General features: G+C 62.0%; 11 protein-coding genes and 1 pseudogene. 10 read left to right on the top strand and 2 right to left on the bottom strand.

The window, feature by feature from the left end:
* The 4 genes from P792_RS38595 to P792_RS26560 form a co-directional block, all read left to right on the top strand.
* On the top strand, positions 1-650 hold a 650-nt coding region (locus P792_RS38595), incomplete at its 5' end, for a glycosyltransferase (RefSeq protein WP_035439625.1).
* A gap of 3 nt (positions 651-653) precedes the next feature.
* Positions 654-2,393 (top strand): asparagine synthase (glutamine-hydrolyzing), encoded by a 1,740-nt coding sequence (gene asnB, locus P792_RS26570; protein ID WP_023978357.1) that lies wholly within the window; start codon positions 654-656, stop codon positions 2,391-2,393.
* A 39-nt stretch (positions 2,394-2,432) separates the two neighbouring features.
* A complete protein-coding gene (locus P792_RS26565) occupies positions 2,433-3,752 on the top strand; it encodes a dihydroorotase (RefSeq protein WP_023978356.1) in 1,320 nt (439 codons plus the stop codon).
* A 48-nt stretch (positions 3,753-3,800) separates the two neighbouring features.
* Positions 3,801-4,187: a hypothetical protein gene (locus P792_RS26560; protein WP_023978355.1), complete on the top strand. Its 387-nt coding sequence runs from the start codon at positions 3,801-3,803 to the stop codon at positions 4,185-4,187.
* Between the two features lie 87 nt (positions 4,188-4,274).
* Here P792_RS26560 and bla read toward each other — a convergent pair whose 3' ends face one another.
* Positions 4,275-5,231 (bottom strand): class A beta-lactamase, encoded by a 957-nt coding sequence (gene bla / locus P792_RS26555; protein WP_023978354.1) that lies wholly within the window; start codon positions 5,229-5,231, stop codon positions 4,275-4,277.
* A gap of 148 nt (positions 5,232-5,379) precedes the next feature.
* Between bla and P792_RS26550 the strand changes: the two genes are divergently transcribed.
* The 4 genes from P792_RS26550 to P792_RS26535 are packed head-to-tail and all read left to right on the top strand — an operon-like array spanning position 5,380 to position 9,460.
* Positions 5,380-6,072, top strand: a complete 693-nt coding sequence (locus tag P792_RS26550) for a tetratricopeptide repeat protein (RefSeq protein WP_023978353.1) — start codon at positions 5,380-5,382, stop codon at positions 6,070-6,072.
* 5 nt (positions 6,073-6,077) lie between these two features.
* Complete coding sequence (locus P792_RS26545; protein ID WP_235075442.1) at positions 6,078-7,463, top strand: PQQ-binding-like beta-propeller repeat protein; 1,386 nt, start codon at positions 6,078-6,080, stop codon at positions 7,461-7,463.
* A gap of 3 nt (positions 7,464-7,466) precedes the next feature.
* Entirely contained in the window at positions 7,467-8,873 is a 1,407-nt protein-coding gene (gene der / locus P792_RS26540; protein WP_023978351.1) for a ribosome biogenesis GTPase Der, read from the top strand.
* On the top strand, positions 8,870-9,460 hold the full coding sequence (locus tag P792_RS26535) for an isochorismatase family cysteine hydrolase (RefSeq protein ID WP_023978350.1): 591 nt from the start codon (positions 8,870-8,872) through the stop codon (positions 9,458-9,460). The genes der and P792_RS26535 overlap by 4 nt, the downstream gene beginning before the upstream one ends.
* A gap of 66 nt (positions 9,461-9,526) precedes the next feature.
* Here P792_RS26535 and P792_RS26530 read toward each other — a convergent pair whose 3' ends face one another.
* On the bottom strand, positions 9,527-10,867 hold the full coding sequence (locus tag P792_RS26530) for a gluconate:H+ symporter (RefSeq protein ID WP_023978349.1): 1,341 nt from the start codon (positions 10,865-10,867) through the stop codon (positions 9,527-9,529).
* A 299-nt stretch (positions 10,868-11,166) separates the two neighbouring features.
* Here P792_RS26530 and P792_RS26525 point away from each other — a divergent pair, with 299 nt between their 5' ends.
* Positions 11,167-11,916, top strand: coding sequence for a dienelactone hydrolase family protein (locus P792_RS26525; RefSeq protein ID WP_023978347.1), 750 nt, complete (start codon positions 11,167-11,169; stop codon positions 11,914-11,916).
* A gap of 3 nt (positions 11,917-11,919) precedes the next feature.
* Positions 11,920-12,147, top strand: a pseudogene (locus tag P792_RS38590) (MFS transporter); the annotation flags it as partial.

Here is a 12,147-nt window from a genome sequence, read left to right as displayed (position 1 = left end):
GGATGGTGGCGCAAGGCTGGGATGCAGGGCGGGTACATTATCTGCCCAATTTCGCCAATGATCTGGCCCATGTGAAGCCACAGCGCCCCGATTGCGTGCCACAGGGGCGGCCGTTCATTCTGGCTCTGGGCAGGCTGCATCGCAACAAGGCCTTCGATATTCTGATACGCGCCATGAAGCGGTTACCCGGCGTCCATCTCGTCATTGCGGGTGAGGGGCCGGAGCGCGAAGCCCTTACCGGTCTTGCGCGTGGTGAGGGCGTGTCTGATCGCGTTCATATGCCCGGCTGGGTGCAGGACAGTGGCCCGTGGCTGAAGGCGTGCGACCTGCTGGTTTGTCCGTCGCGTATCGAACCTCTAGGCAATGTGGTGATCGAGGCGCTATCGGCGGCGCGTCCTGTCGTGGCGAGCGCGATACAGGGGCCGGAGGAGGTTCTGGCCGGAACGCAGGACGGGCTGCTCGCGCCCACCGAAGATCCCGAGGCCTTTGCGCGGGAAATTGCGACGGTACTCGAAACGCCTGCGCTGGCGGCATCGCTATGCGTCAATGGCAGGGCACGTTTTGAACGCGAGTTTGCCGCCCCGGTCGTACTGGCGCGTTGGGATGATTTCCTGCATGCGCTGGCCTCGCGGCATAGCGGGGAGCGTTAGGCCATGTGTGGTATCGCTGGCGTGGCATGTCGTCTCGGGTATGCGCCTGACCCGGCAATCCTTCAGATCATGGCTCAGGCGCTGCGTCACCGCGGTCCTGATGGCGAGGGATTCCATGAGACAGGATCAGCGGCGCTTGTTCATCGCCGTCTCTCGATTGTCGACCTGGACGGGGGCGCGCAACCTCTAATTGAGGGGCCGATTGCGCTTGTTGCCAATGGCGAGATCTACAACGATCCGGCCCTGCGCGCGACGCTTGCCGATGCGCCATTCAAAACGGGCAGCGACTGTGAATCGCCCCTGTTTCTCTGGCCCGATTGCGATACCGCCTACACGTTCGAGCTGCGCGGCATGTACGCAATAGCGCTGCTGGACGAGACTGGGCCTGATACGGTCATGGCCCTCAGTCGTGATCCGTTCGGTATCAAGCCGCTCTATTACGCCGAGATCGAGCAGGGAGTGATCTTTGCCTCTGAGGCGCAGGCATTACTCGCAACCGGGCTCGTCACGCGCGGCGTGCGCGACGCCGCCCGCGACCAGTTGCTTCAAGTGCAGTTCGTTGCGGGGCGTGAGACGATCTATCCCGGTATCAAGCGCGTCCTGCCCGGCGAAACCCTGCGTTTCGTCAATGGCGCGCTGGATCGCGCCAGCAAACTGCCCGCCCGTCATGGCGCGATCAACCGGGATCTGAGCGAGGAGATGGCGCTCTCACGCCTCGATCATGCCCTTATGGATAGTGTGCAGGCGCATGAGCGGGCCGATGTGCCTTTCGGCATGTTTCTCTCTGGCGGCATAGACAGCACGGCGGTTCTTGCGGCCATGACGCGCCTTGGCCGCGGGGCGCCTCTGGCTTGGACCGCGCGTTTCGACACCGGCTCGGTCGATGAGAGCGCTCAGGCGGCGGAGACCGCCCGTGTGCTGGGCGCCGAGCACCATGTGCTGACCATTACCGAAAGCATGGTCTGGCGCCATCTGCCTGAAATCGTGGCTTGCCTGGATGATCCGGTGGCAGATTATGCCGTAATCCCCAGCTGGTTTCTGGCGCGTGAGGCGCGCAAGGATGTAACCGTGATACTGAGCGGTGAGGGGGGTGATGAGCTCTTTGGCGGCTATGGCCGCTATCGCCGCGCCATGCGCCCCTGGTGGCGGGGCGGGCGTCTGCCCTGGCGGCGCGGCATGATGGACGGGCTCTGCCGTCTGCCTACGGGGGGGCAGTGGAAGAAGGACTTCACGCCACCCTTTGAGCAGACGCGTCTGCGATCTGTACAGGGCCTCGATCTGGATGAATGGCTGCCGAATGACCTGCTGATCAAGCTCGATCGTTGCCTCATGGCCCATGCCATCGAGGGCAGGACCCCCTTGCTCGATCCGGTCATGAGCGCACTGGCCTGGTCGTTGCCCGATCATCTCAAGGTGAAGGGCAGCCACGGCAAATATCTGTTACGACGCTGGGTAGAGAAGAATGTGCCGGGGTCGTCGCCTTTTGCGCCCAAACAGGGCTTCACGGTGCCGGTCGGGCAGTGGATTGGCGCCCGTTCCGCGCGTCTCGGGCCTTTGGTGGCTGACGCGCAAGCGTTCAGGGGCGTGCTGGAGGCGCAGGTCATTCGTCGGATTTTCGACCGCGCAGAGGGGCGGCGCGAGCGTCATGCTGCCTGGGCGTTGCTGTTCTATGCCCTGTGGTACCGGATTCATATTGAGCGAATCCCATGCCATGGTGATGTGTTCGACACGCTCGCCGCCTGATCTTTCCCTGATTTCCATCACCCGCAATAGGAGAAACCCATGCATTACGATCTGATCATCAGAGGCGGGATCTGTGTCTTCCCCTGGGGTGAGGCCAAGGCCGATCTGGGCGTGAAAGACGGGCGCATTGCGAGCCTGGCCGTGACGGCGCAGGACGACGCTGCGGAGGAGATCGATGCGACCGGCCTGCATGTGCTGCCTGGCCTGATCGATGCGCATGTGCATCTGCGTGACCCCGGCAATGCCGCGATCGAATCCATCGCAACTGGCACCCGCGCTGCGGCGCTTGGCGGCGTGACGATGGTGTTCGATATGCCCAACACGTCGCCTTCCATCACCTCCGCCGCCACGATTGCCGACAAGCGCCTGACCGTGGCGGAGAACGCCCTGATCGATATGGGGCTTTACGTAGGGGCAACCCGCGCCAATACGCCTGAATTGGCCGCATTAGAGCAGGAAGACGGCGTTTGCGCCATCAAGGTTTTTGCAGGGTCATCCACGGGCGATCTGATGATCGAGGATGATGAGGGCATCGAGGCTGTGTTGCGTAGCGGGCACCGTCGCGTGGCATTTCACTCCGAGGATGAATACCGCCTGCAAGCGCGCAAGCCCCTGTTCGAGACAGGAATGCCTCATGTAAACCACATGATCTGGCGCGATGAGGAATGTGCCTTTCTCGGCACACGACGGATCACGGCACTTGCCCGCAAGACGGGCCGACCAGTCCATATCCTGCATACCTCGACCGCCGAGGAACTGGACTGGCTTGCTGCCCATCGTTCCCATGTGAGCGTGGAGGTTCTGGTCAATCACCTGACACAGGTAGGGCCGGAATGTTACGAGACGCTCGGTGCCTATGCTGTCATGAACCCGCCTATTCGCGACCAGCGCCATTATGACGCCTGCTGGGCCGCCCTGCGTGACGGGCGGGTGGATGTCGTGTCGTCAGATCATGCGCCGCATCCGCGCGAGGCCAAGGAAAAGCCCTGGCCGCAATGCCCTGCCGGTCTGACGGGTGTTCAGACGATTGTGCCCGTCATGCTCGATCACGTGAATGCAGGTCGCCTGTCTCTCCCGCGCCTGGTCGATCTGATGGCGGCGGGGCCGGCCCGTATCTATGGCTTGCAGACCAAGGGACGCATGGCCGTCGGGTTCGACGCTGATTTCACGCTCGTGGACATGAAGGCCCGACGCGAAATCCGTAACGACTGGATTGCGAGCCCCGTTGGCTGGACGCCCTTCGACGGCAAGCAGGTCACGGGCTGGCCTGTCGGGACGATCGTGCGTGGGCATATCGTCATGCGTGATGATGAAATTACCTCGGCACCCATCGGTCGTCTGGCCCGATTTGCGCCGTAATTCCTGCGCAATAGCGTCTTTCACTTCACATCAGCAGATCGCACGATCATGAAACCTATCGCTTTACCTTCGCTTCTCGCCTCGATCGCTCTGGCCTCGGTTACTGTAACCGGGTGTCTCCCTTTTGTCGCCAAGGCCGATCCGCGCGCCAAATGCGGTCAGGAGCCGAGTGCCCCCTCCATCACAGCGACCGATACCGCGCATTACAATGCGAGCGTGGACAAGTTCCAGGCTTATGAGAAAGAGGCGCGCGCCTATAACAGCTGTGTTGCCAGTGCGTCACAGAAAGAAGAGCAGGCCATCAGCGAGGATGCGCGCGAACGTATTGCGAAGGTGCATGCCGTCAGCACGGGCGTTCAGCAGCGTATCGCCGCCAATTTCAGCCATATCTCGGCTGAGTTGACGGCCGCTGGCAAGAAACTCGCCAAGAAGTAAGACCTGCGCCTTTCGGGCTTATGGAAGAAGGGGATGGGTATGAGCCCGTCCCCTTCTTCGTTCCGGCCTCTCGGTAAGGCGCAGGTTTCAGCCCAGCAATGCCGGGGCGAGAGCGCCGATGTCATGAAAGACGCGGCAGAACTGTGTCTCGTCCGGGGTGCCTCCTGCGGTGTAGGTGGCGATGATAACCGACTTCCCGGCGTTCTTGTCGGGCGATGCGAAGGCGATGTCGGCGGCAATATCCTTGCCGTTATTTCCTGTCTTGTCGCCCACCACCCAATGCGCAGGCAGCCCGGCGCGCAGTCTCTGAGTGCCAGTGGTGCAGTTGATCATCCAGCTGCGCAGCAGTGCTGCAGAATTGGGATGAAGTAATGTCCCATGGATCAGACGATGCAGTGTCCGTGCCATCGCAACGGGGCTGGTCGTGTTGTCATCAGGGTTGGCAGAGGGACGGTTCAGCTCCGGCTCAAAGGCGTCAAGACGGGTGATTTCATCGCCGCTATCTCGCCAGAAGCGCGTCAGGGCTGCGGGGCCGCCGATATGACGCAACAGCATATTGGCACAGATATTATCGCTCATCGTCACCGCCCCGGCGCAGAGCGCCGCGAGGCTGAGACTGCCGGCATCGCGGTTCCGGGCGGCCACCGGGGCCCAGAACGGCTCCTTGAAATCGCTCTCGCGAAAAGCAATGCGTCGGGTCAGATCGTCCTCGTCCCGGTCGCAGCGTGCGAGCACACACGCAGCGAGCGACGCCTTGAAGCTGCTGCACATGCGAAAACGTTCTTCGCCTCGCCACGAGAGTGCCGTACCGTTTTCGGGACAGAAGATGTGGACGCCAAGGCGCCCGCCCGAAATCTTCTCGTAGCGCGTAGCGATATCGGACAGGGCGTGATGGGTTGCCGGAGAGAGAACGGGGGCCGATTGGGTCAAAGCCGCCTGAGCCAGGGCCTCATGGGAGAGTGCTGATCGGGCGGCTATCCCGAGAAGGGGAAGGCCGACAAGCAGGCGTCGTCTCGCCAGTGGGGCAACGGGATCTGGGCGCATGAAGGACTTTCTGAATCAGTGTAAAACGCTGTTCTGACGCGCGGTTGTGGCTGAAGTTTGTCCGATGCATGTCTGCAATGACAAAGCAATTTGCCGCAGGGTGCAGGCGTCTGTATGGTTGCGGCAATAGTGTCGCAAGAGGATCACGGTGGCAGACGAGTTTTTCAGTCAGGCCCAGGCGGAGATGCGTGCAGCTGAAATGCGCGCAACTGCCCGGCGTTTTGGAGGTGTTGCGGTCGGTGTGGCGCTTGTCGCACTGATCGGTGTGGGCGGATGGCAATGGCAGATTCATCGCCACCATCAGGCGCAGGCAGAGGCCTCGGGCCGCTATTATACGGCTATGGAGGCGCTTCAGGCGCCCCAGCCCGATGCGGCCGCACGCAGCCAGTCCGAAAAGGCCAATCAGGCCGTCCTGGCTGACCTCGCCAGCAAGGCCCCCGGCGCTACACGTGGCTTCGCCGCCATCAGGCTGGCCCAGCTCAAGGCTCAGGCTGGCGATGTCGATGGCGCGCGTAAGGCCTGGCAGGGTGTGATTGACGACAAGGACGAGAATGCCTCGCTCCGTGATCTGGCCCGTCTGCTTCTGCTCAACAGCCATATCGATGACGCGAACCCGGCCGAGACACGCAAGGGGTTCGAGGTGCTGGCTGCCAGCGCTGGTCCCTGGCGTGCCTTCGCCCAGGAAGGCCTCGCGGCGCTCGATTTGCGGGCGGATGCCACAGCCAAGCAGCATGACGAGGCGCGCAGCCTCCTCATGGGGCTCGCGCAGTCACCCGACGCGCCGGACGGTGTTCGCCAGCGTGCTTCCATTCTTCTTCAAACCTTCGGCGGAGCCGGTTGATGCCCATGACGAACAAGACATCCCCGCGCCAGCCGGGACGACGCTTCTTTCTGGGTTCGACCCTCGCCACGACGGCCATGCTGAGCGGCTGCGGCATCTTCAAGGACGACCCCAAGCAGATTCTTGCGGGCAAGCGCTATGATGTGCTGTCGACCGGTGCTGGTCTGGTCGTGGATGAAGAGGATCATACACCGATCGTTCTGCCCCCGGCTCAGCCCATCACAGCGTGGCCGCTGGTCGGGCGCGTGCCGGACCATCTCTCGCTGAACACCAACTGGGCCGGTCCGCAGCTCGCTTGGTCGCGTTCGATCGGTCACGGCATTTCCGAGCCTGCTTTCCTGCATTTCGTCGCCCTTGGCCCCAATGGCCGGGGCGCCATCCAGTCGCCACCCGTCATTGACGCAGGTCGCATCTACACCCGCGATGGTGTCGGGACGGTGAGAGCCTGGAAGTGGCCAGCCATGAGCCCGCTCTGGACATTCATCCCCAAGGGCAACAAGGCGCGTTCGAGCGATATCGGTGGCGGTATGGGCCTTGCCGGTGACACGCTCTATATCGTCGATGGTGTCGGGCAGGTCATCGCGGTGGCTGCCGAGACCGGCAAGGTCAAATGGCGCGCTGAAACCGGTGTGCCGGGGCGTTCGGCACCGACCATCGTCGATGGACGCGTGTTCTTCGGCACGATCGATGAGCGGCTCTTTGCGCTGAATGCCGAGACGGGCGAGCAGATCTGGACCTATCAGGCCACCGAGGCCGATACGGTCATGTTCGGGCAATCCGCTCCGGCGGTATATAACGGCGTCGTCGTGGCCGGTTTTGGCAGTGGCGACCTTGTGGCGCTTCGTGCGGAATCCGGTGAGCTTGTGTGGAGCGACAGCCTTGGCGGCTCGAACGGTCGCGGCGCCATGCTCGATCTGGCCTGTGTGCGTGGCGCACCCGTGGTCAAGGACGGCACAGCCTATGCGGTTTCGCTCTCCAAGGTTCTGGTCGCTATCGATATGCGCTCGGGTCGCCGCCTTTGGGAGCGTGAAGCCAGCGGGCAGAATACGCCGCTCATTGTGGGCGACTGGCTGTATCTGATCTCCTCGGATCAGCAGCTTGCCTGTCTTGATCGCCTGTCCGGCCATGTGCGCTGGATTCACGATCTGCGTCGTTTCAAGAACGAGACCAAGCAGAAATATGCCGTGACGTGGTTTGGCCCCGTCATGGCCGATGGAAAGCTTGTGTGTGTTTCCTCTCTCGAGGAAAACGGCTTCCAGGTGATCGACGCAGTCACGGGCAAGGCTGACGCACCCCTGAAAACAAAAAAGCCTACCCTGGTTGAACCCATCATCTGCGACGGCAAGGTTCTTGTGCTGTCGACCGATGGTAACCTGAATGCATATGGTTGATCCGTGACTGACTCTTCTTTTCTTCCGCTCGTTGTCATCGCCGGGCGTCCCAATGTCGGTAAATCGACTCTCTTCAACCGGCTGGTAGGGCGGCGTCAGGCCATTGTGTCTGACTTGCCGGGCGTGACACGCGATCGCAAGGAAGGAGAGGCGTTGCTCCGTGGGCGCAAGGTGCGCCTGATCGATACGGCAGGTCTTGAAGAGGCTGCGCCGGACACGCTGTTTGGTCGTATGCGCGCGTCCTCGGAATCGGCCGTGGCGCAGGCAGATCTCGTGCTGTTCTGCATCGATGCCCGCGCCGGTGTGACGCCCGCCGACAAGCATTTCGCTGCCTGGCTGCGCAAGCAGAACAAGAAAGTGCTGCTCCTCGCCAACAAGGCAGAGGGTGCGGCGGCGGGTAACGAAGTGCTCGAGGCCTATTCTCTGGGTCTCGGGACGCCACTGGCGCTCTCTGCTGAACATGGCGAGGGTATCGCGCATCTGATGGGCGAAATCGCCGATCGCTTGCCTGAAGGTGAGCGTGTGCGTGAAAAGCCGCGTTCGCGCGCCAAGGTGCTCGACGAGGACGGCGAGGAAATTGAGGAGAGGCCAGCGGGCCCGCTGCGCCTTGCCATTGTGGGCCGCCCCAATGCCGGTAAATCCACGCTCCTGAACTGCCTGCTGGGTGAAGAGCGCATGATCACCGGGCCGGAGCCGGGACTGACGCGCGATTCAATCTCGGTGTCGCTGCATGACGAGGTTGGCCCGATCCAGCTTGTCGATACGGCTGGGCTGCGTCGCAAGGCGCGCATCGAGCAGGATCTGGAGCGCATGTCGGTTTCGGCGTCCATCGAGGCGCTGAAAATGGCCGAGGTGGTTGTGCTGACGCTCGATGCCACGCTGGGTGTGCATGAGCAGGATCTGCAGATTGCCCGTCTCATCGAGCGGGAGGGGCGCGCCTGTGTTCTGGCCCTGAACAAGTGGGATGCAGTCGAGGACCGTGCGGCCACCCGTCAGGCGATTGCCGATCGTATCGAGACCTCGCTGGCCCAGATGCGCGGTATCCCGGTCGTTACCTTCTCGGCCCTGACGGGTGCTGGGGTAAACAAGCTTCTGCCCGCCGTTCGTCGGGCGCATGAGGTTTGGAACAGCCGCGTGACGACCGGAGAGCTCAATCGTTGGTTCGAGGCCGCGCTTGAGCGGCATCAGCCGCCACTGGTTGACGGGCGCCGTCTCAAGCTGCGTTACATGACGCAGGCCAAGTCGCGCCCGCCGACCTTCATCCTGTTCGGTACGCGCGCAGAGCTGCTGCCGGATGCCTACAAGCGCTATCTGGTGAATGGGCTGCGCGAGACGTTCCATCTGCCGGGCACGCCGATCCGTTTGCAATTGAGGGGCACCAAGAACCCCTATGCGGAGAACAAGTCATGAGCCAGACCGCCCTTGTGCTGATCGAATTCCAGAATGATTTCGTCTCCGAGGGCGGAGCGCTGCATGACGGCGTGAAGGCCGAGATCGCCCGCACGGGCATGATCGATCGCACAATCGCTCTCGTCAACGCGGCGCGTGCCAAGGGCGTGAAGATTGTCTGGGTGCCCATCGAGTTCGCAAAGGGCTATCCGGAGCTCGCCAGCGCGCCCTACGGAATTCTGGCTGGCGTCAAGGCGACGCAGGCTTTTCAGAAAGGGGAGTGGGGCGCTCGGATTATCGACGCGCTGTCGCCTGAGGGTGATGATATCGTCATCTCAGGCAAGCGTGGCTTGTGCAGTTTTGCCAGCACCAATCTTGATTTTGTGCTGCGGCATAACGGGATCACGCGTGTCGCGCTCGGAGGTTTCCTGACCGATTGCTGTGTGGAGTCCACCATGCGCACGGCCTATGAACTGGGCTATGATGTGGTGACCTTGACCGATTGCACCGCCACGCTTTCACAAGCGCAGCATGAGGCGGCCATCCAGTACACCTACCCGATGTTCTCCCGCCCTATGACGTCAGAGGCGTTTCTGGCTACGCTCTGACGCTCTCACGAGGTGCGCCTGTCGGCGCAGAGGCAAGATGCGCGGGATCATTGTCCCGCGCTTTTTTCATATGAACAGCGACGCCAGCAGGCAGAAACCAAGGCCGAGGAACGCGATCAGCGTTTCGATGACGCACCAGGTCTTGATGGTCTGCGGCACGGTCAGGCCGAGATATTCCTTGATCTGCCAGAATCCGGCATCGTTCATGGGGCCAAAAGCCACCGAGCCTGCGCCCGTGACCAGAACCATGAGTTCGGGTGAGACGCCTTGGCTCTTGAGCAGGATGGGACCAGCGATGCTGGAGGCGGTGCTCATGGCAACCGTTGCCGAACCGCAGGCTACGCGCACGATGACCGCCAGCAGCCAGCCCAGGACGAGAATCGGCACATTGAAGTTAAGCGCTGTGTCGGTGATGACCTTCGAGACGCCGCTATCAACCAGTTCGCGGCCAAAGCCGCCGCCTGCGCCAACCAGAAGCATGATGAGTGCGGTCGGGCCAAGACATTCATTGGTAAAACGCAGGATGGTCTCGCGGGAGAAACCGCGGGCCAGCCCGAGAACATAAAAGGAGAGGATGACGGCCAGCACGAGGGCGATATCGGTATTGCCGATGAAATGCAGGGCCGTGTTCAGCGTCGTTCCCGGTGCCGAAACACGATCGGCAATCGAGGCCACCAGCATCAGCACCACCGGGGAGAGGATGGTGAAAACGGTGATGGCAAAACCGGGCATGTTCTGGGGCGGCTCGCGGTTGACGAACTGCTCTGCCAGTGGGTTGGCCTCGGTCAGGGGAACGCGCGGGGCAATGAAGCGGGCAAAGAGAGGGCCTGCGATGATGGCGATGGGCGTACCGATCAGGATACCGAGGAAAATCGTATGGCCCGTATTGGCATGATAGGCCGAGAGCGCCAGCAGCGTGGCCGGATGCGGCGGGATCATGGCATGGGTGACTGACAGCGCGGCCCCCATGGGAAGCGCGACACGCAACAACGGTGTATCGGTGCGGGCGGCCAGCACGAAGGCGAGGGGGATAAGCAGGACGAAACCGACCTCGAAGAATACCGGCAGGCCGATCAGCAGACCGATGATCATCATGGCCCAGTCCACGCGCGAGCGTCCGGCCCGGTTGGAGATGGTCAGGGCAATGCGGTCCGCGCCGCCCGATTCAGCCAGCATCTTGCCCAGCATCGTGCCAAGCGCGATCACCGTGCCGACATGGCCGAGCACGTGGCCTGCTCCCTCCTCGAAAGATTTTACCACCTTGTCGGCTGGCATCCCCGCCGCGAGCGCAAGCGCTAGCGACGTCGTGAACAGCACGATGAACGGATTGAGCCTGAAAAAGGCAATGAGGACGACGATCGCAAGGATCGCGGCGGAGGCAAGGGAGATGGCAAAAAGTGCAGACATGACGTGATCACGCGGGGCTAACGGGGTTTCTGTCAACGTGTCATCAGGTTGCTGCGTGTTCACATATTGGGCAGAAATCTTACAAGCCTGATCCTGCCTGTTCCGGCACGGCCCTGATTCTGGATCGATCCAAAGTTTTCTCGTGGCAGGCCGCTGATCTGCGTGATCAGCACACGAGTCGCACCATCCGTCAGGCTTTGCCTCCGTGGGCATGGTCTTGGCGGGCATGAGGTTCTATGCACGAAACAGACTCGCCAGTGGCGCCTACGACTCCATAAGATCCTGAGAGGGGAAACACCGTGCTGATCCGAAGCGACGAAACAGCCGATATCCAGACACCCACGGGCGAGATGCGCGTCCATCTCTTCCGTCCGGCACGAGCGGGACGTTTCCCCGCCATTCTGCTGTTCTCGGAAATCTATCAGGTGACTGCGCCCATCGAGCGTCTCGCCGCGATGATTGCAGGGCAGGGCTATCTGGTAGCGGTCCCGGAGGTCTATCACGAATACGAGGCCCCAGGCTGTGTGCTGGCCTATGACAAGCCGGGCACAGATCGCGGGAATGACCTGAAATACACCAAGCCCATCGGACAGTTTGACACTGACAATGTGGCGCTCATTGCCTGGCTGCGCGGGCATGAGGCGTGCAGCGGGCGCTTTGGTGCGTTTGGCGTCTGTCTCGGCGGTCACCTTGCCTTCCGTGCAGCGCTGCTGCCGGACATCGAAGCGACAGCCTGTTTCTATGCTACCGATCTGCATACCGGCACGCTGGGTGGCGAGCGCCATGATGGTACGCTGGCCCGCGCTGCCGAGATACGCGGCGAGATCATGATGGTATGGGGCCGTCATGATCCGCATGTGCCCTATGAGGGACGTCGCCAGATTCGCGATGCGCTCGAGCAGGCCGGTACGGCGCTGGAATGGCATGAGGTCGATGGCCAGCACGCCTTCCTGCGCGATGGTGCACCCCGTTTCGATGCAGCGCTGTTCCTTCAGGGCATGAGCTGGACCAACGGGCTCTATCAGCGCGTGTTCATGGCTCAGCCCTGAGTCATGAAAGCGGCACGACAGGGCGGAATTTCGCATAACGACAGCGATGGCACCGGGCAGCCTGACGGGCTGTATGGTGTCGAGCGTGCGAGGGCGATGCTGGCAGTCGCGCTGGCCGTGCTGCTTTCGGTGCTTGATTACGCGGTGGCCAATGTCGCGCTGCCGAGCATTGCGCATGACCTGCATATCGCCTCATCCCAGTCCATCTGGGTCATCAATGCCTATCAGCTT

It is taken from the genome of Asaia sp. SF2.1 (assembly GCF_000505765.1).
Lineage (GTDB): Bacteria > Pseudomonadota > Alphaproteobacteria > Acetobacterales > Acetobacteraceae > Asaia > Asaia bogorensis.
Note: the sequence above shows the minus strand (reverse complement) of the source record. Positions and strands in the feature narration are given on the sequence as shown.

Coding starts and splice junctions, on each gene's coding strand:
- asnB (WP_023978357.1), top strand. CDS start 654: ATGTGTGGTATCGCTGGCGTGGCATGTCGTCTCGGGTATGCGCCTGAC.
- P792_RS26565 (WP_023978356.1), top strand. CDS start 2,433: ATGCATTACGATCTGATCATCAGAGGCGGGATCTGTGTCTTCCCCTGG.
- P792_RS26560 (WP_023978355.1), top strand. CDS start 3,801: ATGAAACCTATCGCTTTACCTTCGCTTCTCGCCTCGATCGCTCTGGCC.
- bla (WP_023978354.1), bottom strand. CDS start 5,231: ATGCGCCCAGATCCCGTTGCCCCACTGGCGAGACGACGCCTGCTTGTC.
- P792_RS26545 (WP_235075442.1), top strand. CDS start 6,078: ATGACGAACAAGACATCCCCGCGCCAGCCGGGACGACGCTTCTTTCTG.
- P792_RS26535 (WP_023978350.1), top strand. CDS start 8,870: ATGAGCCAGACCGCCCTTGTGCTGATCGAATTCCAGAATGATTTCGTC.
- P792_RS26530 (WP_023978349.1), bottom strand. CDS start 10,867: ATGTCTGCACTTTTTGCCATCTCCCTTGCCTCCGCCGCGATCCTTGCG.